The sequence below is a fragment of the Streptomyces sp. NBC_01198 genome, from assembly GCF_036010485.1.
In the GTDB taxonomy this organism is placed as follows: Bacteria; Actinomycetota; Actinomycetes; order Streptomycetales; family Streptomycetaceae; genus Actinacidiphila.
The window spans coordinates 1085243-1108087 of the sequence record NZ_CP108568.1 but is presented as its reverse complement, the minus strand read 5'-3'; the positions used below and the strand labels follow the sequence as shown (position 1 = coordinate 1108087).

The following is a 22845-nucleotide window of genomic DNA, read 5'->3' as shown; positions in this document are numbered from 1 at the left end:
GCGGCCCTGCGGGCCGGATCACACGTTCCTGCCAGTTCGTCCCCACCGGGTGCCGGGATGGGTCGAGCCGGTGGAATTCACCCGGAAGGCCCATAAATCTTCCGCCCGGAGGTGTAAAGGGACATCCCGACCTCGGCTGACGGCCACGGAGGACGCAGGGGACTCGAACAGGTGGCAGGCGGCGTCCGCGGCGTCGTCAGGAGCGCGCGAGCCGGGCCGCGAGGTAGGGCGCGGTGGCGCTGCGGCGGGCCCGCGCCACATCGGTCGGCGGGCCCGCCGCCACCACCCGCCCGCCCGCGTCGCCGCCGCCCGGACCGAGGTCGATGACCCAGTCGGCGGTGGCGATCGTGTCGAGGTCGTGCTCGACGAGGACGACCGTGTTGCCGGCGTCGACGAGCCGGTGCAGCTGTCGCAGCAGCAGCGCGATGTCCGAGGGGTGCAGACCCGCCGTCGGCTCGTCGAGCAGGTAGAGCGCGTGCCCGCGGCGGGCTCGTTGCAGTTCGGTGGCCAGTTTGATGCGTTGCGCCTCACCGCCGCTGAGCTCCGTCGCGGGCTGCCCCAGCCGCAGGTACCCCAGTCCCACCTCGCGCAACGTCTCCAGGCTGCGGGAGGCGGCCGGGACGGCGGACAGGAACGCGGCGGCGTCGTCGACGGACAGCCCCAGCACCTCCGCGATGTTCTTGCCGCGGTAGGTGACTTCCAGCGTCTCGGCGTTGTACCGGGCGCCATGGCAGGTCGGGCATGGCGCGTAGGTGCCGGGCAGGAACAGCAGTTCCACCGCGACGAATCCTTCGCCCTGGCAGGTCTCGCACCGCCCGTCGGGCAGGTTGAAGGAGAACCGCCCGGCCGAGTAGCCGCGCGCCCGGGCCTCGTCCGTCCCCGCGTACAGCTTGCGCACCGCGTCGAACATCCCGGTGTACGTGGCGAGGTTGGACCGGGGAGTCCGGCCGATGGGCCGCTGGTCCACCCGGACCAGCCGGTCGAACGACTCGACGCCCGACGCGTCCTGGACGTCGACCTCCAGCTGCGCCTCCTCCGGCTCCTCGGGTACGAGTCCGAGGTGGCCGCGGACGACCTCGGCGAGCACCTGCGTCACCAGCGTCGACTTTCCTGAACCGGACACGCCCGTCACCGCCGTCAGTACGCAGAGCGGTACGTCGACGGACACGTTGCGCAGGTTGTGGCGGGAGACGCCGCTCAGGTGCAGCCAGCCGTGCGGTGTGCGCGGGCGGTGGGCGAGCGGCTGGGCGCGCCCGAACAGGTACTGGCTCGTGGCCGACGTCCCGACTTGCTCAAGACCGGCGACCGGGCCGCTGTACAGCACGCGTCCGCCGCCCTCGCCCGCGCCGGGGCCGATGTCGACCACCCAGTCGGCCCGCCGTACGACGTCCATGTCGTGCTCCACGACGAAGAGCGTGTTGCCCGCCGCTTTGAGGCGGTCCAGCACGTCCAGCAGCGGTTCCGCGTCGGCCGGGTGCAGGCCCGCGGAGGGTTCGTCGAGGACGTAGACGACGCCGAACAGCCCCGAGCGCAGCTGGGTGGCGATCCGCAGGCGCTGCGCCTCGCCGGGCGACAGGCTCGTCGAGCGGCGCCCGAGGCTGAGGTATCCGAGCCCGAGGTCGAGCAGCACGTCGACCCGCGCGACCAGGTCGCCGCAGATCCGGACCGCGACCTCGGTCGTCTCCCCGGATCGGGCGGTCGACGTGGTGGCGTCGGCCTCGGACCGCTCCGCGACGGGCCGCAGCAGCGCCACGACCTCGGTGAGCGGCATCGCGTTGATCTCGGCGATGGAACGTCCCGCGAAGGTCACGGCGAGCGCCTCGGGCCGCAGCCCGCTGCCGTGACACACGGGGCAGGGCACACTCCTGACGAACCGGAGCGCCCGTTCGCGCATCTTGTCGCTCTTGGAGTCGGCGAGGACGTGCATGACGTGCTTGCGCGCGCTCCAGAACTTGCCCTGGTAGCCGTAGTCGACGCGCTCCTCCTCCGGCTCGATGTACACGGAGGGCTGCTCGTCGGTGTACAGCAGCCAGTCCCGGTCCTTCTTCCTGAGCCTGCGCCACGGTCGGTCGATGTCGATCCCCAGGCCGCTCACGACACTGCGCAGGTTGGCGCCCTGCCAGGCGCCGGGCCAGGCGGCGATCGCCCCCTCGCGGATGCTCAGCGAGGGGTCCGGGACAAGCAGGTCCTCGGCGACGTCGTGCACCACGCCCAGCCCGTGGCACTCCGGGCAGGCGCCGGCCGCGGTGTTGGGTGAGAACGACTCGGCCTCCAGTCGGGCTGCCCCCGGCGGATAGGTGCCCGCGCGGGAGTACAGCATGCGCAACAGATTGGACAGCGTGGTGATGGTGCCGACCGTCGAGCGCGAGCTGGGCGACCCGCGTCGCTGCTGCAGGGCCACGGCCGGTGGCAGTCCGGTGATCTCCTGCACGTGCGGTGCGCCGACCTGCTGCAGGAGCCGTCGGGCGTACGGCGCCACGGACTCGAAGTAGCGCCGCTGGGCCTCCGCGTAGAGGGTGCCGAAGGCGAGCGAGGACTTGCCCGAACCGGAGACACCCGTGAAGGCGACCATCGCGTCCCGCGGAATGTCGACATCGATGTTCCGCAGGTTGTTCTCACTGGCACCCCGGACATGCACGAAGAGGTCGGTCGCGTCCTTGCTCACCGCTCCTGACTACCTCATCGCGACGGAAGCCGCGCGACAGGCGCCGCCACCGGACTGGTGGTCCGCCGGCCCGGTCGTGTCAGCTGAAGGTGCGGCGGTAGGTCTGCGGGCTGACTCCTGTGGTGCGTTTGAGGCGGTCGCGGAAGGCGGTGGGGGAGCCGAAGCCCACCTGGGCGGCGATGCGCTCGACGGAGTGGCCCGTGGTCTCCAGGAGGTGTTGGGCCTGGCGTCTGCCGACTGCCGACCCGCACGTCCTTCGGACGCACCACCTCGCAGGAAGAACGAACCCATGTCCGCTTCAGCCACCGTGCCCGCCGCCGTCGGCACGATGAAGGCCACATTCGCAGTACGACGGGACGGCGCCCCGACCGCAGCCGTACCGTGCGCATGGCCGGAGAGAACTGACCGTGACCAAGGTCCTTCTCTCCCTGCACGTTCTGGCCACGGGAGCGTGACCGTGCGGACCCGGTCCTCGCGCATCGCAGCGCACATCGAACTCATCTCGCTGGTCGTCCTGCTGGCCAACCTTGCCACCGCCCACGTCAGGTCCGTCTCGTCCCTCATGGGCCCGACCCACCTCGCCCGCCCGGTCGGGCAGCATGGTGACGTCCGCGTGGACTTCATAGCGGCGACGAAGGAGTAGGGCGGATCGCCGCCACCCGGGCGCTGCCCTGCGCGCCACGCCCGCCGCCTGCCCCCGCGCACCTGCCGGGTGGACGAGGCCGGGTGGCGGGCACGTGACGCCGCAGCGGTCAGACCGGCAGCTCTTCGACGGCCGTCTTCAGGGCGGCCAGCGCCGCGCGGTAGAAGCGCGGCCCGTAGGAGACCCGTGCCACGCCGAGTTCCCTCAGCGTGGCCAGGTCGAGGGGGCCGCCGGGGTTGGCGTTGACCGGTCCTGGGAGTCCGGCGACGAGCGCGGCGACCTGGTCCCTCTCGCGCATGCCGATCGGATAGACGCAGTCGGCGCCGGCCGCCAGGTACAGCAGGCCACGCCGGACGGCCTCCGCGACGCGGTCTGCCTCGGGGACACCGCCGGCAGGCAGGAAGGCGTCGACCCGGGCGTTGATGACGAGAGGGACTCCGGCGTCGTCCGCGGCGAGACGGACTCCCGCGAGCCATTCCGCCTGGGCACCGGCGTCCACCAGACCGCCGGCCCGGTGGTCGCTGTCCTCCAGGTTGCAGCCCACCGCGCCGGTCTCCAGCAGGCGTGACACCAGTTCAGCCGGCTTCATGCCGTATCCCGCCTCGGCGTCCACCGTGACCGGGACCGTGACAGCGCGGGCGACGCGCCCGGCCGCGGCGAACATCTCCTGCCAGGGTGCGCCCTCTCCGTCGGGGTGGCCGAGCATCGCCGAGACGGAGGCGCTGGCCGTGGCGACCGCCGGGAACCCGGCCTCCGCCACGACCTTCGCACTTCCCGCGTCCCAGACGTTGGGCAGTACGAGCATGTCGCCCCGGTGCAGCTCGCGGAGCCTTTCGGCGCGGGCCCTGAGATCCGCTACGTCGGTGGCCATGAATACCTCCGTGTCGATGGTGCGAGCTCCCATGGTGGGGACTCCGCCTACGCGTCGGGCTGTGTCGCCGCGCCGGAGCGGGAGAGCTCGGGCGGGCGGCACGGTGCCCCTGATGTATAGACACCTGCGGATCCGGAAATCTGTCTCATCCGGCGAAGCCAGTTGGCGGGGACCGATCGTTGCGGACCTGTCCCTGCCGAAGATCCGCCCGCGTTCGGCCGGCGCCTCCGGGCAGCAACGCCGGTACGCCAGTGGCCGCCTGCGCCCGGGACGCGCGCGTAGGGAGCCGTCAGCTGTCGTCGGCCTCGTCCTGCGTCAGCCGTCGCATGATGTGGAAGAACTGTTCGCTCTCAGCGGGTGACAGGCGCGCCAGCACTTGCTGCTGGATCGACTCGATGACCTCGTCCAGAACCGGGAGCTGGCGTCGGCCGTCGTCGGTGATGGTGACGATGTTGCGGCGCCGGTCGTCCGGGTCGACGCTACGGGCGACGAATCCGCGCCGCTCCAGTTCGGCGATCGCGCCGGCGACGTCCTTCCGGTCCATGCGGGTGCCGCGGCCCAGATCTGCCTGACTGGCCACGCCCCACTCGTCAAGAGCCGCGAGAAGCCGGTAGTGGTAGCTGCGGAGCCCCGTACCCGAGGCGGCGAAACCGGCTGCCATGAGCCCGACGGACCGCGTGTAGGCGCGAGCGAGCAGCCAGGTGGGCTTGCCTTCGATGCGAGAGGGGAATCGGTCCTCACTCTCCTCAACGCCACCCATGGCCGTCAGCCTACCAGCGCGGGTTTCACATTCGTTGGGTTGCCAACGTTGGGGGCCCAATGCTACGTTTCCGATACGCCCCGCAAAGCGAACCCCGGAAGACGACGACGGCATAGCGCCGCCCTGTCGTTCCCTCAGGCATTGCAGCCCGACAACGAATTCGGACCACACGAGAAGAGGTACAGATGTCCGACCAGAAGATCCTGCCGACAGGCGACCCCCCTCTCGACCGGACCGGCGAACAGCGTCGGCTGGCAGTCGCTGTGGCGGTGATCGCGGTCGCACGTTTCATGGTGGTGCTCGACGGCACCATCATGATCGTCGCCCTGCCGCGTATCGGCCGGACGCTGAGCATGTCCGGATCCGATCTGGCCTGGGTGATCAACGCGTACTCGCTCACTTTCGGCGGCCTCATGCTCGTCGCCGGCCGAGTCGGCGACCTGCTGGGGCGCAAACGCGTATTCAGGTTCGGGATCGTCTTCTTCGGCGCCGCGTCGCTCGCTGGAGGCCTCGCGCCGACCGGCGGGAGCCTCATCGTTCTCCGCGCGCTCCAGGGAGTGGGCGCCGCGATCGCCACACCCGGTGCACTGTCCCTCCTGGTCAGCACCTTTCCGATCGGTCCCCTGCGCACCAAGGCGCTGGGGGTCTACGGGGCGGCGACGGGAATGGCCTCGGTCATGGGTCTGCTCCTGGGGGGCCTTCTCACGACATACCTCGGATGGCGATGGGTGCTCTTCGTCAACGTGCCGATCGCGGCCCTGACCGCTGTCGGCGTCCGTGCTCTGGACGACGGCGACCCGACTCCCGGAAAACTCGACCTGCCCGGCGCGACAACCGAGACCGCGGGCGTGGGCAGCCTCGTCTTCGCAGTCAACCGGGCAGGAGAGCAGGGCTGGAGCGACCCGACCGTCATCACCTGTCTCGGCGCGTCAGCGGTCCTTCTCCTGGCGTTCGTCCTGCTCCAGAGGTCGAGCAGCCGGCCGATGATTCCACGCGGGGTCCTCGCCGAGCCAGGACGGGCACGCGCCAACGTGATCACGCTGGTCACCGCCGCCGGTATGTTCGCCACCTTCTACTTCCTCACGCTCTACCTGCAGCAGGTGCACGGGTACTCCGCACTGCGCACCGGCCTGTTCTTCCTGCCCTTCGCTGTCGGCTTCGGCATAGCCGCCGGCGGCGTCGGCCCCCAACTGCTCGCGAGGACATCCGAACGAGCCGCACTGTCCGTCGGCCTGCTCATCGCCGCCGGCGGCATGATCTGGTTCAGCTTCCTCACGGCGCATTCCAACCCGTTCACCGTGGTCCTGCCCGCTTCGCTCGTCACCGGGATCGGACTGGGGGCAACCCAGGTGGTGACAACAAGCGTCGGCGTTCGAGGTATCGACAACTCCGAGGCAGGCGTCGGCTCGAGTCTGCTGACCGCGGGCAGCCAGATCGGCAGCGCCCTGGGCCTGGCCGTTCTCGCCACCGTGGCCTCGGCCGCGACGCGCCACCGGACCGCGACGAACCACGCCCAGTTCAACGAGGCACTCACGCACGGCTACACGATCGCGTTCATCGTCGCGGCCGGGATCTATCTCGCAAGTCTGACCATCGCGTTCACCATCAAGCCGCTGCGCGAGCCTCGAACGGCGGACGGCGGAGCAGGGATTTCCCCGACATGCTAATAGGAGGGGCCACATGGCTACCATTCTTTTGAGTTCCGCTGACGAAGGGGCTCCGGGCTCGGGGACCGTTCTCGTGATCGGCAAGAGTGAACTCGCCTTGACGGGCAGCGTGGAGCTCATTCGGGCAAACGGTCGAATCGCCGGAGCGACCAACGACTTCGACAACGTCACGCGCCTGTTCGACGCCGGCCGGATCGACGTCGTGGTGTTCGGCGGGATGGTACCGCCGAGCAGGAAGGAATCACTGCGGGAAATCATGGCGCGGCTGAATCCGGCCATCGTGTTCGTGCAGGGTCTCGCAGGTATCCCGGGTCTCATCGCGGAACAGGTCGAGGCGACTCTGGGGCCGGTCGCCCGTCCAGGTCTCGACGTCACGTACGACCCGCATGCGCGCCAGGCCGTGATGACCCTTGACGCCGAGGAGCATGTGCGCGTGGTCGCGTTCTGGCACACCGCGTTCGTCCCTCCGGACCCGTCGAGCACGTCCCGCGTCATCTTCGACGACGCTCTGCCGGCGGGATCGCACCGCGTAGGGGTTCCCGACGACGTCCCGACCGTCGCGTCCTTCCTGGTCGTCCACCTCGGGGAGTCGGTGTATCCGTTCGTCGTGGGGCCCATGCCGGAAGGTCTGGCACCGGCAGCGCCGACCACGTGACGGAACCGGGGTCGCTGCGGGGCGCTGACCGGCCGTCCGGCCCGGTCAAGCCGTGCCATGGGGGGCTTGGACAGGGTCCATGTCAGCTCGGCTCGGATGTGTGCTGGTTGTAGGCGACGGAGTCCAGCAGGTCGGAGGGTGGTTCCTCCACCCGGAGCCTGAACAGCCAGCCACGTCCGAACGGGTCGTCGCTGACCGACCTCGGCTCGTCGACCACACCCTGGTTGACCTCGGTGACCACGCCGGCGACGGGGGCGAAGACGTTCACGGTCAGATCGGACGTCTCGACCTCACCGCAGATGTCGCCGGCGTCAACTCTCGTACCCACATCGGGCAGCCGCAGGTAGACGATCTCGCCGACCTCGTCGACCACGAGTTGGGTGATGCCGATCGTCAGCACGCCCGCCCCGCCGTCCAGGTCGTCCAGACCCCCGACCCATTCGTGCTTCGTGCTGTACTTCAGTTCCTCGGGAACCGGCATGACCACTCCATCCGTCCGCTACTCACAGGTCACCGCTCCTTGCGAACGGTGACAAGGAGATCATGGCCCACGGCGGCGATCGGGCAGCGCCGAGCCACACCCGCCGCCCGGAATCGCAGCGCGGCCCGGCGGACCTCCGGGTCCGACGCCGGCAATCCGCAACCCGAAGGCGGCGGCCGGCAGGCGAAACGCCGCTCCGATTTTGCGACCTTGGCTTCGAGGTGCCGTTTCCTCCATGACATGGGATGGATCCATACGGGTGCTGCTGACCGCCCGTCTGGGGACTTCCTCGCGGCCCGGTTGACGCCGCAAGCGGGAGCGGCTGGAGCCAGGATGGGGCATACCTCGCGACCGGCGGATATCGCGTGCATGTGCCTCAGACATGGGATGACCTGGTAGCCTCGGCCAGCGCCTGCAGGGGAGTGGGGATCGATCGATGTCACTGACCGACAAAGCCATCGCCCGGATCAGGGAACTCATCCAGTCCGGAGAGCTTCTTCCCGGTGCGAAACTGCCTCCGGAGCAGAAGTTGGCCTCGGACCTCGGGCTGTCCCGCAACCTCATGCGCGAGGCGGTCAAAGCCCTGGTGGTGGCACGGGTTCTGGAGATCCGGCGAGGGGACGGAACCTATGTGACGAGCCTGGAGCCGGAGCTGCTGCTGAAAGGCCTCGGCTCCGCGGTGGAACTGCTCCGCGGCGACAAGCTGCTGGAGCTGACCGAGGTCCGCAGGCTCTTCGAACCGATCGCCACGGGTCTGGCCGCCGGCCGGATCACCGCGGAGGACCTCACCGGGATCAAGTACCACCTGGACGCGATGACGCAGGCAGGCGAGGACGTCGAACTGCTCAACAAGCACGACGCCGCCTTCCACTGCGCGGTGATCGCCTCCGCCGGGAACAGCACGCTGGCCACGCTGCTCGAGGGCATCTCCAGCCGCACGGTACGCGCTCGCGTGTGGCGCGGTCTGGCCGACGACAACGTCGGTGATCGCACCATCGCGGAACACCGGGCGATCTACGACGCCCTGGTGGCAGGCGACAGCGCCCTCGCGGAGGCCGCAGCGCTGATCCATGTGAGTACGACCGAGCAGTGGCTGCGCGAGCACTTCGACCAGGAGTGCCCGCAGAACGGCGCGGGTCAACGCCCGTGAACGACCGGCCGGAAGGAAGAGAACGGTGAGGATTCGCCTGGCGTACGGCGAGAGCGGGCTGGACATCGACGTGGACCCCGCCGTGACCACCGTGGTCGAGCCCGTGCACCATGAGGCCGCCGGTGACCAGGCCGCGGCGCTGACCGCGGCGCTGCGGCACCCGGTCGCCGGGCCTCCGCTGCGGGAGCGGGTCCGCCCCGGGCAGACGGTGGCGATCTCGATGTGCGACGGCACCCGCCCGCAGCCGCGGCATCTGATGATCCCCGCTGTCCTGGCGGAGCTGGAAGGGATCGTACGTCTCGACGACGTCGTGATCCTGGTCGCCACCGGGACCCACCGTGGCAACACCGACGCCGAGCTGCGGCGGATGCTCGGTGACGACGTCGTCGACCGGGTGCGTGTCGTCAACCACGACGCGCGCGACCGGAGTCTGCTGACCTGGATGGGCGTCCACGGCGACCAGGTGCCGGTATGGCTCAACAAGCAATGGGTCGAGGCCGACGTCCGGATCACCACCGGGTTCGTAGAACCGCACTTCTTCGCCGGCTTCTCCGGCGGCCCCAAGCTCGTCGCCCCCGGGCTTGCCGCCCTGGAGACCGTGCTCGTACTCCACGACGCCTCCCGTATCGGCAGCCCCCGTGCCACCTGGGGCGTCACCCGCGGAAACCCCGTCCACGACGATGTGCGCGCCATCGCCGAGGCCACCGGTGTCACCTTCGCCCTCGACGTGATCCTGAACCGGGACAAGGACATCGTCGCCGCGTTCGGCGGCGACCTGATCCCCATGCACGCCGCCGCCACCGCCGCCGCTACAGGCATGGCCATGCGCCCGGTGCCGGAGCCGTTCGACGTGGTGGTCACGACCAACTCCGGCTTCCCACTGGATCAGAACCTCTACCAGGCGGTGAAGGGGATGTCGGCCGCCTTCCAGGTGGTACGGCCTGGAGGGATGATCGTGTGCGCCGCCGAATGCCGCGACGGCTTCCCCGATCACGGTTCCTACCGCCAGGTCCTGGCCTCGGCGGGCTCACCCCAGGAGCTGCTCAGGACCATCGAGGCGCGTTCGGCGGCTGAGACCGTCCCCGACCAGTGGCAGGTGCAGATCCAGGCCCGCATCCAGGCCGGAAGCGAGGTGGTGATGGCGACCTCGTACCTGACCGACGACGAGCTGGCAACCGCCCACCTGCGACAGACGCGGGACGTCTCGGAAACCGTGGCCCGGGCTCTTGCCCCCGCAGGGCGGGGGGCGCGGCTGTGCGTTCTCCCCGAAGGCCCGCAGACGATTCCCTATCTGACCGGACTCATCTGACCTCGGACAGGGTCGACGTGCGCGCTTGACACCCCAGCACACGGCAGGGCTGCGGCCGGAGCGGTCGGTGCCGGGGTCGGACGCACTGCGTCCGACCCCGGCATGAGAGGTACTTCGGCCGTCACGCCGCTGCGGTACCTCCCGGCGTGCAGGGCGGTACCACCGGGTCAGTGCTGCAGGGTCAGCACGCCGGGCCGCCAGGGCAGTTGGTCGTAGGGGCCGCCTGCGTTGGGTGCCTTGCCCTGGTAGAGGAACTGCAGGTTGCAGGGGTCGATGGTCATGGTCTGGTCGGGGTTGTTGCGGACCAGGTCGCCGTGGCTGATGTCGTTGGTCCAGCTGGCGCCGCTGTTGGCCTTGCCTGCGAAGGGGTTGCTCTCGCTGGCGGCCTGCGGGGTCCATGAGCCGCTGAGGCTGGAGGCGGTGAAGGAGCGGAAGTAGCGTCCGTTGGCGCCCATGGCCTCGACGATCATGAGGTACTGGTTCTGGTTCTGGACCTTGTAGACCTGTACGGCCTCGAAGAGGTTGGCCTGCGAGTCGCTCATCACTGTCGTGTACGACGAGCCGAAGTTGCCGGGGAAGTTCCCGATCGGCATGCTCGCCCGGTAGATCTTGCCGTTGTCGCCGGCGAAGAACAGGTACATGTTCTGGCCGTCACCGATCAGCGTCTGGTCGATGGGGGCGGAGGGGGAGATGCTGCCGGTGAACAGCGGCTGCTGGGAGGACCAGCCGTTGGGGTTGGTGGGGTCACTCGACGTGCGGTAGAAGAAGGGCCACGCACTCCACTGGGACGCCAGGACCCAGATGTTCTTGGGTGCGAAGTAGAACAGCGTGGGCGCCACGGTCGCCTGGCTCATCCCGGTCTGGCCGGCCGAGGCCATGTCCGACCAGTTGGTGAAGGGACTGAACATCATCGAGCCGTACCCGGACCCCGACACGTTCGACGCATAGACCAGGTGCTTGCCGTTGTACACCACGCTGGAGAAGTCCTTCAGCGACACCCAGCCGTTCGCCGGCTGCGCCAGCGCACCTGTCGACGACCACCGGTACGTCGACGGAAGGGCACACGTCCCGCCCGTCGGCGGAGGGCTTGTCGTCCCCGAAAGGCCGGTCCACTGCTGGTTGGTGCGGCCGTTGCACGTCCACATCTCCACCGCGGTGCTGTTGGCCGTACCGCCGCCGGTGACGTCCAGGCACAGCCCGGACTCCGCGCTGACGACCGTGCCGTCGGAGTTCACCCGCCACTGCTGGTTCGAGCCACCGTTACAGGTCCAGATCTCCACCCGGGTACCGGCCGCGGTGGCGTGGCCAGGGACGTCCAGGCACTTGCCGCCGTACACGGACAGCTCGTTGCCGGACGTCAGCGTCCACTGCTGGTTGGATCCACCTGAGCAGTCGTAGATCTGCAGGTACGTGCCGTCGGTCTGACTGGCGTTCGGCACATCGAGACACCGTCCGGAACCGGCACCCCGCAGGGCGCCGGTGGTGGCCGCCTGGGCCGGGCCGGCGACGAGCATCGCCGCCAGCGCGACCAGTGCCGCTGCCACGGAGGCGAGCATCACGGACAGCTGCCTGCGGCCTGGGTTCTTCCGGTGCGTGGGGACTTCCGAATCGGTGAGCAATCGGTTCCGGGGCGGTTTCGCATAGCGCCAGGACATGGAAGATCGTTCTCCTCGCGTGGGGGGACAAGGCAGCGATCGTGCCTTGGAGAAGAAGCGAGCGGTGCGGGACCCGATCGTCGCGCGATCGGTCCTCGCAGGGCTTCATGAGTGCTTCACATCGACGACATGAGTTCGCGATGTATCAGACATATAAACTGCATCAGGTGGCGCCAGCCGTCAAGACGTCCGAGCCAACGGGTGCCCCCGGCTGCCCGATTGTGCCGATTGTCGGCGCGCGGTTCGTACACGACCCATGAGACGCCTCGGAGCACGAGCCGCTTCGCCGCCGAAGAATCCTACTTTTCACGCCGTTGAGGACTGGCTGTCGCCGCGCCCGCTCGGTCACCGTTCCAGGGGACGGGCAGTCGACCGAGGCTGTCCAGCTGCCGCTGGACGTGCTCGGCCTCGGTGAGGCGGTGCTGGGCGGTGAGGAGCTCACGGGCCTGCTGCCAGATGTCGCGGGCTCGGCCTGGGCGGCGCTGGGCGAGCAGGATCCCGGCGATGCGCTGCAGGACGTCGGCTTCCAGGTGGCTGTGGCCCTGCGTGCGGCAGATGGCCAGGGCCTGGTGGTAGTAGCCGAGGGCCTGGTCGTGTTCGCCGAGGCAGTGGGCGATGTGACCGAGGCTGTCGAGGGTGCTGGATTCGCCGAGCTGGCGGTGGTCGGCGGGGTGGCTGCGGAGCAGGGCGAGGGCGGCTCTGCAGTTGGCTCGGCCCTCGATGTGGTCCCCGAGCCGGGACTGCAGCCAGCCCACACCGTTGAGGGCGCGGGCCTGCTGGTAGGCGTCGCCCCGGATACGGAAGACCGTCAGCGCGCGCTGGGCGTGCTCCAGCGCGCGGCGGTCGTCGCCGCGCCGCTCCCAGGCGCCGCCGAGGCTGTGGTGGATCTCGCCCTGAGCCGCGATGTCGCCGCTGAGCTCGGCCAGATCGAGGGCCTGGGCCAGCTGCCGCAGGGCGTCCGAGGTCCTGCCGAGCCGGGCGTAGGCGTCACCGAGCATCTGGTGGGTCTGGGTACGGACGTCGAGGCCGTCGAGGTGCTGGGCGCCGGCCACGGCCCCCTGCCAGGAGGCGGCCTGCTCCTCCAGATGTCCGCGTCGGCGGTGGTAGGGGTCCAGCGCCCAGGCCAGGTCGCAGACCTGGGCGTGCCAGCCGTGACTGCCGGCCATCTGCTGGGCGGCGAGCAGGTTGGTGTGCTCGGCATCGAACCAGCCCATCGCGGAGGCGGCATCCGGCAGCGGGTGCGGTACTCGCTCCGGCGTGGATTCGCCGGACCGCCACGCGGGCTGGTGCGGCGCGAGTAATCGGGCGCCCGCCCGTGCGGTATCCGCGTAGAAGTCCACTACACGGCGCAGCGCCGCCTGCCGGTCCGCCGCGGTGTGGTGGCCCTGGGCGTGTTCGGCGGCGAGCAGCCTGAGCAGGTCGTGCATGCGGTAGCGGTCTGGGGTGTGCCGCTGGATCAGGTGGGCATGGTCCAGCTCGCGCAGCAGGGGACGGGTCGCGGTGGACGGCAGCGCCAGCAGGCTCGCGGCCGCGACGGCCGTGATGTCGGGGCCGGGAGCGATCGCCAGCAGGCCGAGCACGTCAGCGGCATCAGGGGAGAGCGCGTGGCTGGACCAGGACAGTACGGCCCGCAGGTCGGCCTGCGGCTCTCCGCCGTCCAGGGCATCGAGCCGGTGGGCGGTGTCGCTCAGCTCGGTGGCCAGTGCCGTCAACGACGGGTCGGGGTGGGTGACGGCGCAGGCGGCGGCGATGCCGAGCGCCAGTGGCAGTCCGGCGCAGCAGGTCAGCACGGCGGCTGCTGCTTCCGGTTCCAGCCGCAGCCGGCCCGGGCCGAGGTGGCGGGCGAGCAACTGGCGGGCCTCGTCGTCGGACAGCACGTCGAGAGCCATGGAGCGAGCGCCGTGCGCGGCGCTCAGTCCCGTCAGCTGCCTGCGGCTGGTGATCAGCACCGAGCATGCCGCACCGCCGGGCAGCAAGGGGGCGACCTGGGCGGTGTCGCGCGCGTTGTCCAGCACGAGCAGCATCCGCCTGTTCGCCGTGATGCTGCGGTAAAGGGCGGCCTGGGCCTCCTGCTCGGCCGGGATCGCGGTCGGCAACACGCCCAGGGCGGCCAGGAAGCCGCGCAGCGCGGTCGCCGGGTCCAGCGGCCGGCCCGTGGGGTCGAACCCGCGCAGGTCGACGTACAACTGGCCGTCGGGAAACCGTTCCAGGTGCCCGTGGGCCCAGTGCAGCGCCAGCCAGGTCTTGCCGATGCCGCCCATCCCGCCGATCGTGCAGATCACCGGCGTGCCGTCGGCCTTCGACTGCTCGGCGAGAGCGGCGTCCAGGTCGGCCAGTTCGCGGGCACGGCCGACGAACATGCCAGGTCGGGCGGGTAGTTGGCGCGGCGTCGGCTCCGGGCGCGTGCGGGGCGAGGGGGGAGCGGCGGGCGCCGGATGCGCGCTCCCGCGGCCCCTGGTGCGGCGGTTGGCCTCCTCGATCCGGTCGCGGGCGGTGGCCAGCGCGCGGTGCTCGGCCGGCGTGGCGCCCAGCACGTCGAGCAGTGCGTCGAAGCGCTCGGTCGGTGGCAGGGTGCGGGCGGTGAAGTACTCGGCGATCGCCGTCCGGGACCACCCGGTCATCGTGGCCAGCTCGCGGTAGGTCAGAGTGCTGTCCCGCCGGCTGCGCGCGTGCCGCCGCCGCAGATCCCGCAGCAGCGCGGCCAGTTCCTCCAGCGTCCGCACCGCCGCCGCGGCTGCGGCCGGCGAGTCGGGCGGTTCAGGCACGGTCTGCTGTACGCCAGGTTCCATCGTCGCATCGTTCTCCGGTGAGTACGAGGTTGGACAGTGATGGCGTGATCGCAGCGTAACAGCCGGTGGGCACGGCCGAAGGACGTACGCCGGTTTTCGGCGGCGTCCGGCGGCGTCCGGAATCCGCGGTGCCGGCGGCGCCCGCCAGCCACCATGGGCGGCACGGCCGCAGCGCGCCGCCGTCCGCCGTCCGGGACGCAGGGTCTCCGACGAGCGGGAGGACACCTGGAAGGACAGTGGTGCACCCATGATCTCAGGACGTCTGCGCAGGCGAATGGTCGCCCTCGGGTCGGCAGCCGCCTCCGTGTTGTTCGTCGCGGTCGCCGCGCCGCAGCCGGCGTCGGCCGACACCATGCGCACGTTCCAGGTGGCGCTCAGCTGCTCCGCGGGCCTGCCGTACGGCCTGAGCGTGGACAACGGCTCCGGCTGGTACTACCCCGACGGATCGAGCTACGCCTCTGGCGGCGTCAAGTACTTCACCGTCTCCATCCCCGCCTCTGCCGCGGCTCTCGCGATCAACACCGGCTTCTGCGAGAACGATCCGCAGACCCCCTACTGGGAGGGCTACCGTTACACCATCACGGCGGGCACCTCGACCATCAGCGCGAACGGCAACTGCCAGGACATGTACGTCTACCCGGGCCCGTACGTCCGCTACTGCTCGCTCAGCTCGCTGAGTTACAGCTGAGCCGTGCCGCGGTCGCCACGTCGTGGGAGCGACGTGCGCTTGCGCGGGTAACCGGATGACATCCCGGTTACCCGCGTCGAGGAGCCCGGCGCCGGGGTGACCCGGAGCTATCCGAGGCTCCAGCGCTGGTTGCTGCCACCGTTGCAGGTCCACAGCTCGACCGGCGTGCCGTTGGTGGTGCCTGCTCCGGTCACGTCCAGGCACAGTCCGGACTGGGCACTGGTCACAGTGCCGTTGGAGTTGACGTTCCACTGCTGGTTCGTCTGTCCGTTGCAGGACCAGATGATGACCTTGGTGCCATTGCCGGCGCCTTGGCCGTTCGCGTCGAGGCACATCTGGCTGCTGCCGGAGTAGACGGTCAGCTGGTTCGAGGACGTGCGGGTGAAGACCTGGTTGGACCCGCCTGAGCAGTCCCAGATCTGCGTCTGGGTGCCCGCCGTGGTGGACGAGTTCGGCACGTCCAGGCACTTCCCCGCGCCGACGGCGTGCAGCTCGCCGCTGGTGCCTCCGCTCGACGATCCCGCCGGAGTCACGTAGACCGCGAACGCGTCGTGCGTGGCCTGGAACGTGACGGGCACGGTGACCGATCCCGACGAGGCGCTCACGTTCTGGTTGTAGACGACCTGCGGTGCGCTGAGCGGGTACTGGTCGGGGATCCGCTTGACGGTCACGTTGACGCTGCCATTGCTCGCCAGCCAGGGCACGGAGGCCAGGCCGTTGAAGGTCACCGAGGCGGCGCCGGTGTAGCCGTTGCTGTCACCGATCACCGCCACCGCCCGCTTGGCCGAGCTGTCCTCGGACGCCGAGATCGCGGTCGAGCCGACCTGGCCCGAGGTGTTGACCAGGGTGCCGGTCATGTCGGCGTAGGTGCGCATGGCCCACCAGTTGCCGTTGGGCTGCCATGTTCCGTTGCTCTGGGTGAGGACCCCGGTCAGGTTCGGCGTGACACAGCAGGACCAGTTGCCGCGCATCGCGTTGGTGTACCCGGACTGCGCGAAGCGCGCCAGATACCAGGCGGTGACTCCCGCGGTCTGCCGGTCGGCGGGCTGGTACTCGTTGGCTGACAGCGGGCGGGCGGAGATGCCGTTGGCGGACAGCGCGCTGTTGAGGGACTGCGAGACGGTGACCGGGTCGTCGACGTCGCCCTCGTCGTGGTTGGTGATCATGTCGGGGACCGTCCCGGCGGCTTTGACGTGGGCCAGCCAGGTGTTCCACTCCCCGGGGTTGCTCTGCGGGGTGAACGCCAGGGACGGGCCCACGATCTTCGCGTTCGGAGCGAGGCGGCGGATCTCCTTGTAGGCGCTGTCCCACATCTGGAAGTACTGGGTGCTGTTCATCCCACGGGTCCAGAACACCGAGATGTCGGGCTCGTTGTAGATGTCGTAGGCGAAGGGCAGACCCGTCGCCTGCAGGGCTGCCACGGTGGTGTCGATGAAGCTGACCCAGTTCGAGCAGTTGCCGTTGTCGCAGGGGTACACCTCGTTCGAGGGCTGCCCGCCGTTGTTCCCCCACAGGTCGCTCATGAGGACCTGGTACTGGGCGTGGTACGGCGACTGGGTCAGCCGCCTGGCCTGCGCGGTGATCGAGGTGATGTCGGCCTTGGTGGCCGAACCGTACGAGTAGTTGTCCTTGACCCAGCCCCCGGAGAACCAGCCTCCGCCGCGGAAGGCGTTGATCCCCAGCGGCTGGAGGTACTGGTCCGCCGGCTGCGTACCGTCTTCGGTTATCCCGTAGAGGAAGCCCTCCCCTACGCCGGTCGACGGCCCTCGCGTGGAGCTCAGATCCACGCTCAGCGACTTGCCGGCAGCGGCATGACCCGCCGCCGGCAGCACCAGCAGGGCGGCGAGGCCCGCCACTGCTGCCGCGGCTACGGCCAGACGGCCCGGATGTGCTCTCTTCCTCATCGACTTCCTCCTACGGCTGGCCGTCACTGCACCGTGACGGGACGTGGCGGGATGTGGCGGGACGCGAGATCTGGAGACAGGTCGAACCGATTGGTGGGAATCGGTTCGACGGATGTTACGGCCGGAGGTCGGCACGGTCAATGAGGTGTTGCCTGCCAACCGCCCGCAGCTGCCGTACCTCCGGCCCCGGGGGTGATGGGCCGCCGAATCGATGTCGGTGCCCGGTAGTTGGGTCGGCAGTCATGACCGGCCGCCGGGTCGGACACTGCTCAGCGCGTGCTACCGGGCGGCGGTCAGGCACGGGTCGATCGGAAGGTCGCCGCAGCAGTCTTGACGGTCATGTGCGGGGGCTCTACGTTCGCAGTCGAACCGATTCGCGGACACAGTGATTCGCCCCGTCGCGCAGCCGCGAGCGGCGCCGCCGTCGTCAGCCGCGGACCGGGCAACCAAGCGAAAGGGAAAAGCGCCATGAATACTTCCGCCCGGCGGCGGTTCGTTGTCGCGTCGCTGGCCGCCCTGGTGGCGGGGTCCGCAGCCACCGCGTGCGGATCGTCGTCGTCCTCGGACGGGTCGTCAGGATCGACCGCGGCCGGTGGCACGTACACCGTCTGGGACCCGTACCCGCAGTTCGACGGTACTTCTGACTGGGTGAAGCTGCTGGAGAGCTGTGGCAGCCAGGCCGGTGTGAAGGTGAAGCGAACGAGCTTCGACACCACGGATCTGACCAACAAGACGCTGCTCGCGGCGCAGCAGGGCGACTCTCCTGACGTCCTGATCGTCGACAATCCCGTCGTCTCCACGCTCGCTGACGCCGGCGTGCTCACCACCGCGGAGGAGAACAAGCTCGACACCTCCCAGGCGGAGCCGAACCTGCTGGCCGCGGGCCAGAGCGGCGGCAAGACCTACGGCACGCCCATCGGGGCGAACACCCTGGCGCTCTACTACAACAAGGACGTCCTGAAGGCCGCCGGCGTGGATCCGGCCTCGATCAAGGACTGGACAACGCTCAACGCGGCCCTGGCCAAGGTGAAGGCCGCGGGCAAGAAGGGCATCACGTTCTCCGCGATCGGCACCGAGGAAGGCAGTTTCCAGTTCCTGCCCTGGTTCTGGGGGGCGGGGGCGAAGCTGACCGACCTCTCCTCGGACCAGGCCGTCTCCGCGGTCACGCTCTGGAAGGACTGGCTGAAGGAGGGCTACGCGCCCAACTCCGTCATCAACAACACCCAGACCACCAGCTGGCAGGAGTTCTCCACCGGGCAGTACGCCTTCGCCGAGAACGGCACCTGGCAGATGGCCAACGCCAAGAAGGCCGGCTTCGGTTACGGCACCATCGCCATCCCCGCGGCGGCCGGCGGCACCGCACCCGCGCCGACCGGTGGTGAGTTCGTCACGGTGCCCGTACAGAAGGACACCGGCCGCTACACCGCCTCGGACAAGATCGTGACCTGCCTGACGAATGCGAAGAACCTGCTGGCCACCGACACGACACTGTCCTACGTGGGGCCGACGAAGCAGGTCCAGGACCAGCAGGCCGCCGCCACCCCCGAGCTGAAGATATGGGTTCAGGCGGTGCAGGCGGCCAAGGGGCGCACCAGCGACGACCTCGGCACGAAGTACCCCAAGATCTCCGAACAGCTGTGGGGTGCGGTGCAGGCGGCACTGACCGGGTCCAAGTCGCCGAAGGACGCTCTGTCCGCCGCGCAGTCCTCAGCCGCCAAATAGTTCCCGACCCAGGCCATCGGCCCGCACCGCGGGCGGGGGCCGGGACGAACGGCCCCGCCCGCGCTGCCGGCCGGCCTGCCCAGCGAAGGACCGCACCATCGATGAACAGCACCGCACCGATGCCGGACGCCCCCGCGGCGTCCGGCGGAACGGGACCTGGCACCACAGCCTCCCCCCGAGCCGGGGTGCAAAGCCCGCGTCCGCACAGGCCGCGCTCGCAGCAGTGGGCCGCCTGGGGCTTTCTGGCCCCCGTCGTGATCTACCTCGGCGCCTTCTACGCCTATCCGCTCTACCGCAACCTGGACCTGTCACTGCGCAACTACACGGTCCGCTCCTTCGTGCAGGGCGACGCACCCTTCACCGGCCTGGAGAACTACCGGAAGGTCTTCGACGACCCGACCTTCATGCCGGCCCTGGCACACACGGTGCTCTTCACCGGCGTCTCCCTCGTCTTCCAGTACGCCATCGGGCTGGCCCTGGCCGTCTTCTTCACGCAGCACTTCCGGCTGTCGGCCACGCTGCGCGCGCTCTTCCTGGTGCCCTGGCTGCTACCGCTGATCGTGTCCGCGTCCACCTGGTCGTGGATGCTCAACAGCGAGTCGGGGATCGCCAACGCCGCGCTCGGCCGGCTGGGGATCGGGCCGGTGAACTGGCTGACCTCTCCCTCGTGGTCGCTGGCGTCAGTGATCATCGCGAACATCTGGATCGGGATCCCCTTCAACCTGGTCGTCCTCTACAGCGGCCTCCAGGCGATCCCCGCATCGCTGAACGAGGCGGCGGCCATCGACGGAGCCAACGCCTGGCAGCGGTTCTGGCAGGTGACCTTCCCCCTGCTGCGCCCGGTCTCCGCGATCACCCTGCTGCTGGGGCTCGTCTACACGCTCAAGGTCTTCGACATCATCTGGATCATGACCAGGGGAGGTCCCAGCGACTCCTCGACCACCTTCGCCACCTGGTCCTACCGGCTCGGCTTCGGCAACCTGCTGCCGGAGTTCGGCCCCGGAGCCGCGGTGGGCAACCTCCTCGTGGTGATCGCCCTCGTCTTCGGCCTGGTGTACATCCGCACCCAGCGAAAGCAGGTCAATCCGTGAGTGCCCACGCCGACGCGGCCGCCCGTGCGTTTCACCCCGTACGCGAGCCACGCCGCCGCCGCGGCCGGCACGGCTCCCGGTGGAAGACAACGCTGGGCCTGCTGTTCACCGCCGTGATGCTCTTCCCCGTGTACTGGATGGTGAACGTCTCCCTCACCCGCGACCAGGACATGCGCAAATCCCCGCCGAACCTCTTCCCGGTGCACATCACGCTCAAGGGCTACCGAGAGGTGTTCGACCAGCAACTGCCCTACCTCGGCACCAGTCTGGCCATCGGGCTGGGCACGGTCGCGGTCACCGTCCTCCTCGCCGCACCGGCCGGATTCGCGCTGGCCAGACTGCGGCCGCGCGGCGGAGGGCTTGTCAGCTTCCTGATGCTGGTCGCCCAGATGATCCCCGGGATCATCATGGCGATGGGCTTCTACGCCATCTACCTCAACCTGGGGTTCCTGCAGTCCGTTCCCGGCCTGATCGTGGCCGACTCCACCCTGGCCGTGCCGTTCGCCGTGCTCATCTTCACCGCGTTCATGTCCGGCATCCCCGCGGAACTCCTGCAGGCCGCAAGGGTGGACGGCGCCGGATCGCTGCGCGTCTTCTGGTCCATCGTGCTTCCGATGAGCCGCAACGCGATCATCACCGTGTCGCTCTTCGCCTTCCTGTGGTCCTGGTCGGACTTCGTCTTCGCCAGCACGCTGGACAGCGGCGGCGCCCACCAGCCGATCACCCTGGGCATCTACCACTACATCGGCAACAACAACCAGGAGTGGAACGCCATCATGGCCACCGCGGTCGTGGCCTCGCTGCCGGCCGCCGTGATCCTGGTCCTCGCCCAGCGCTACGTCGCCGCCGGCGTCACGGCCGGAGCCGTAAAGGACTGACCGGCATCCCCTTTCACGCCGCCATGGCCGAAGCGCCCACATCCGAAAAAGGATCGAGCTCCCACCAGTGACCCTCAACCCGGAAAGCCACGCGTTCGCGATCCAGGAGATACCGTTCAGCCGCCAGGGATCGTGGTTCAACATCTCGCCGGTCACCTCTCAGCACACCCGGGCACAGGACCTGCATCTGGTCTCCCACCAGAACGGCATGCACGCGGTCCTGCGCCTCGTACCGCTCGATCCGGTCACGGGTGAGAGGGCGGAGACCGTCTGGAAGGCGACACCCACGACGCTGGTCTGGCAGGCCGACGGCGGCCGGATCTCGCTGGTCTACGAAAGCGCCGACACCGTCCGGCTGCGCGGTGAACAGCTCGACCTCGACATCACCCCCGCGGACCGGGAACTGACGTCGTTCACCGGCACCTACCTCTACCGCGACCCCGTCGACGGGTCGCACCAGTTCACCTCCTACGAGACCGGCCGCCGCTACCGCGTCACGCTGCTGACCGGCGTGGTCGCCGCGGCAGGACTCGAGGGCCTTGGCGGCGCCGACCGCCGGCTGGTCCTGTCCGGGCCGGCCGGCTGGGAAGCCGTCATCGAGGAGATCGACAGCGCAAGGCAGCCCTACACCGCTCCGGGGGCCTTCGCCGCCGCGGCGGCCTCGCACGCGGAGGCGTTCCGCGACTTCGCCGACGCTGTGGCTCCTCTTCCGGCCGCCAAGGCGCCCGCTGCCGAACTGGCGGCCTACGTCATGTGGTCGGCGACGGTGCGTCCGGCCGGTTTCCTGCGGCGTCCCGCCGTCCTGATGTCCAAGCACTGGATGGACAAGGTCTGGAGCTGGGACCACTGCTTCAACGCCCTCGCGCTGGCTCCGGGCCTGCCGGACCTCGCGTGGGACCAGTTCCAGACCCCCTTCGACCACCAGGACGAGACCGGCGCCCTGCCCGACTCGGTCACCCACTCCGAGGTCCTGTACAACTTCGTCAAGCCGCCCATCCACGGCTGGACACTTCGCCGGCTGCGCGAACGCCTTCCCCGCCTGCCGGAGCCCGGCGAACTGGCGGAGACCTACCGCCGGCTCGGGCGGTGGACCGACTTCTGGCTCCGAGCCCGCACCGCGCCCGGCCAGCGCCTGCCGCACTACCAGCACGGCAACGACAGCGGCTGGGACAACGCCACGACCTTCGACGGCCGGCGCGTGCTGATCACCGCCGACCTGGCGGCGTTCCTCATCCTCCAACTGGCGGAGCTGGCCGCGCTGGCCGCTGACGTCGGGGACGCCGAGGCCGCCGCCCGGCACCGGGGGACCGCGGACGAGCTCCAGGACGCCCTGCTTGAGGACCTGTGGTCCGGCGACCGGTTCCGCAGCCGGGCTCCCCGTTCCCCCGACGCGTCCGCCAGCCGCAGCCTGCTCGACCTCATGCCCATCGTGCTGGGCGAGCGGCTACCGCGCGCCGTCGGCGACCGCCTCGCAGAGCGGATCGCCTCGCACCTGACCCCGCACGGCCTGGCCACCGAGCACATCGACTCGCCGCACTACGAGTCCGACGGCTACTGGCGCGGCCCCATCTGGGCTCCGGCCACCGTCCTCATCGAGGACGGCCTGCGCCGCACCGGCCACACCGACCTCGCGGACGACATCAGCCACCGGTTCCGGGCCCTGTGCGAGAAATCCGGCTTCGCCGAGAACTTCGACGCCCTCACCGGCGAAGGGCTGCGCGACCGCGCCTACACCTGGACCGCCAGCAGCTACCTGCTGCTGGCCGACGACCATCACCGGCGCACCTCGCCGGCACCGGGCACCTCGCCGGCCGGCCCGTGACGCGGGCCGGATCAGATGGGTGAGGGTCCACCGGCCCGCGGACGAGGCGGGGACAGCCTGAGCTGTCCCCGCCTCATGATCCGAGTGGAGGCGAG

Annotated in this window: 17 protein-coding genes and 1 pseudogene; 10 read left to right on the top strand and 8 right to left on the bottom strand. The window is 69.7% G+C overall.

What is annotated here, in order from left to right; translation table 11 throughout:
• Positions 1–196 precede the first annotated feature (196 nt).
• A complete protein-coding gene (gene uvrA, locus OG702_RS04905; protein WP_327287643.1) occupies positions 197–2665 on the bottom strand; it encodes an excinuclease ABC subunit UvrA in 2469 nt (822 codons plus the stop codon).
• 79 nt (positions 2666–2744) lie between these two features.
• Positions 2745–2894: pseudogene (locus OG702_RS04900) on the bottom strand (helix-turn-helix domain-containing protein); the annotation flags it as partial.
• 228 nt (positions 2895–3122) lie between these two features.
• On the opposite strand from OG702_RS04900, the gene OG702_RS04895 reads away from it, so the two are divergent.
• On the top strand, positions 3123–3308 hold the full coding sequence (locus tag OG702_RS04895) for a hypothetical protein (RefSeq protein ID WP_327287642.1): 186 nt from the start codon (positions 3123–3125) through the stop codon (positions 3306–3308).
• 109 nt (positions 3309–3417) lie between these two features.
• Here OG702_RS04895 and OG702_RS04890 read toward each other — a convergent pair whose 3' ends face one another.
• Complete coding sequence (locus tag OG702_RS04890) at positions 3418–4179, bottom strand: isocitrate lyase/PEP mutase family protein (protein ID WP_327287641.1); 762 nt, start codon at positions 4177–4179, stop codon at positions 3418–3420.
• 289 nt (positions 4180–4468) lie between these two features.
• The gene (locus tag OG702_RS04885; protein WP_327287640.1) at positions 4469–4939 is read right to left on the bottom strand and encodes a MarR family winged helix-turn-helix transcriptional regulator; all 471 of its coding nucleotides are present in this window, start codon (positions 4937–4939) and stop codon (positions 4469–4471) included.
• Positions 4940–5124: 185 nt separating this feature from the next.
• Between OG702_RS04885 and OG702_RS04880 the strand changes: the two genes are divergently transcribed.
• Positions 5125–6606: an MFS transporter gene (locus tag OG702_RS04880; RefSeq protein WP_327287639.1), complete on the top strand. Its 1482-nt coding sequence runs from the start codon at positions 5125–5127 to the stop codon at positions 6604–6606.
• A 13-nt stretch (positions 6607–6619) separates the two neighbouring features.
• Positions 6620–7261 carry a hypothetical protein gene (locus OG702_RS04875; protein ID WP_327287638.1) on the top strand — a complete coding sequence of 214 codons (642 nt, stop codon included), beginning with the start codon at positions 6620–6622 and terminating at the stop codon, positions 7259–7261.
• 82 nt (positions 7262–7343) lie between these two features.
• Here OG702_RS04875 and OG702_RS04870 read toward each other — a convergent pair whose 3' ends face one another.
• A complete protein-coding gene (locus tag OG702_RS04870) occupies positions 7344–7742 on the bottom strand; it encodes a glycine cleavage system protein H (protein WP_327287637.1) in 399 nt (132 codons plus the stop codon).
• A 436-nt stretch (positions 7743–8178) separates the two neighbouring features.
• On the opposite strand from OG702_RS04870, the gene OG702_RS04865 reads away from it, so the two are divergent.
• Both OG702_RS04865 and larA read left to right on the top strand, forming a co-directional pair.
• Positions 8179–8892, top strand: coding sequence for a FadR/GntR family transcriptional regulator (locus OG702_RS04865; protein ID WP_327287636.1), 714 nt, complete (start codon positions 8179–8181; stop codon positions 8890–8892).
• Positions 8893–8917: 25 nt separating this feature from the next.
• Entirely contained in the window at positions 8918–10201 is a 1284-nt protein-coding gene (gene larA / locus OG702_RS04860; protein ID WP_327287635.1) for a nickel-dependent lactate racemase, read from the top strand.
• A gap of 167 nt (positions 10202–10368) precedes the next feature.
• Here the strand turns inward: larA and OG702_RS04855 are convergent, their stop codons facing one another.
• Positions 10369–11757, bottom strand: a complete 1389-nt coding sequence (locus tag OG702_RS04855) for a non-reducing end alpha-L-arabinofuranosidase family hydrolase (protein WP_327293089.1) — start codon at positions 11755–11757, stop codon at positions 10369–10371.
• A 398-nt stretch (positions 11758–12155) separates the two neighbouring features.
• Positions 12156–14645, bottom strand: a complete 2490-nt coding sequence (locus OG702_RS04850; RefSeq protein ID WP_327287634.1) for an ATP-binding protein — start codon at positions 14643–14645, stop codon at positions 12156–12158.
• A 247-nt stretch (positions 14646–14892) separates the two neighbouring features.
• Between OG702_RS04850 and OG702_RS04845 the strand changes: the two genes are divergently transcribed.
• Positions 14893–15333 carry a hypothetical protein gene (locus tag OG702_RS04845; RefSeq protein ID WP_327287633.1) on the top strand — a complete coding sequence of 147 codons (441 nt, stop codon included), beginning with the start codon at positions 14893–14895 and terminating at the stop codon, positions 15331–15333.
• A 107-nt stretch (positions 15334–15440) separates the two neighbouring features.
• On the opposite strand, the gene OG702_RS04840 is transcribed toward OG702_RS04845, so the two are convergent.
• The gene (locus tag OG702_RS04840) at positions 15441–17237 is read right to left on the bottom strand and encodes an RICIN domain-containing protein (protein WP_327287632.1); all 1797 of its coding nucleotides are present in this window, start codon (positions 17235–17237) and stop codon (positions 15441–15443) included.
• Positions 17238–17705: 468 nt separating this feature from the next.
• On the opposite strand from OG702_RS04840, the gene OG702_RS04835 reads away from it, so the two are divergent.
• The 4 genes from OG702_RS04835 (at position 17706) to OG702_RS04820 (ending at position 22750) form a co-directional block, all read left to right on the top strand.
• Positions 17706–18959 (top strand): sugar ABC transporter substrate-binding protein, encoded by a 1254-nt coding sequence (locus OG702_RS04835; protein ID WP_327287631.1) that lies wholly within the window; start codon positions 17706–17708, stop codon positions 18957–18959.
• Between the two features lie 101 nt (positions 18960–19060).
• Positions 19061–20050, top strand: coding sequence for a carbohydrate ABC transporter permease (locus OG702_RS04830; RefSeq protein ID WP_327287630.1), 990 nt, complete (start codon positions 19061–19063; stop codon positions 20048–20050).
• Positions 20051–20166: 116 nt separating this feature from the next.
• Positions 20167–20928: a carbohydrate ABC transporter permease gene (locus tag OG702_RS04825; protein WP_327293088.1), complete on the top strand. Its 762-nt coding sequence runs from the start codon at positions 20167–20169 to the stop codon at positions 20926–20928.
• Positions 20929–20995: 67 nt separating this feature from the next.
• Positions 20996–22750 carry an amylo-alpha-1,6-glucosidase gene (locus OG702_RS04820; protein WP_327287629.1) on the top strand — a complete coding sequence of 585 codons (1755 nt, stop codon included), beginning with the start codon at positions 20996–20998 and terminating at the stop codon, positions 22748–22750.
• Positions 22751–22845: the final 95 nt, after the last annotated feature.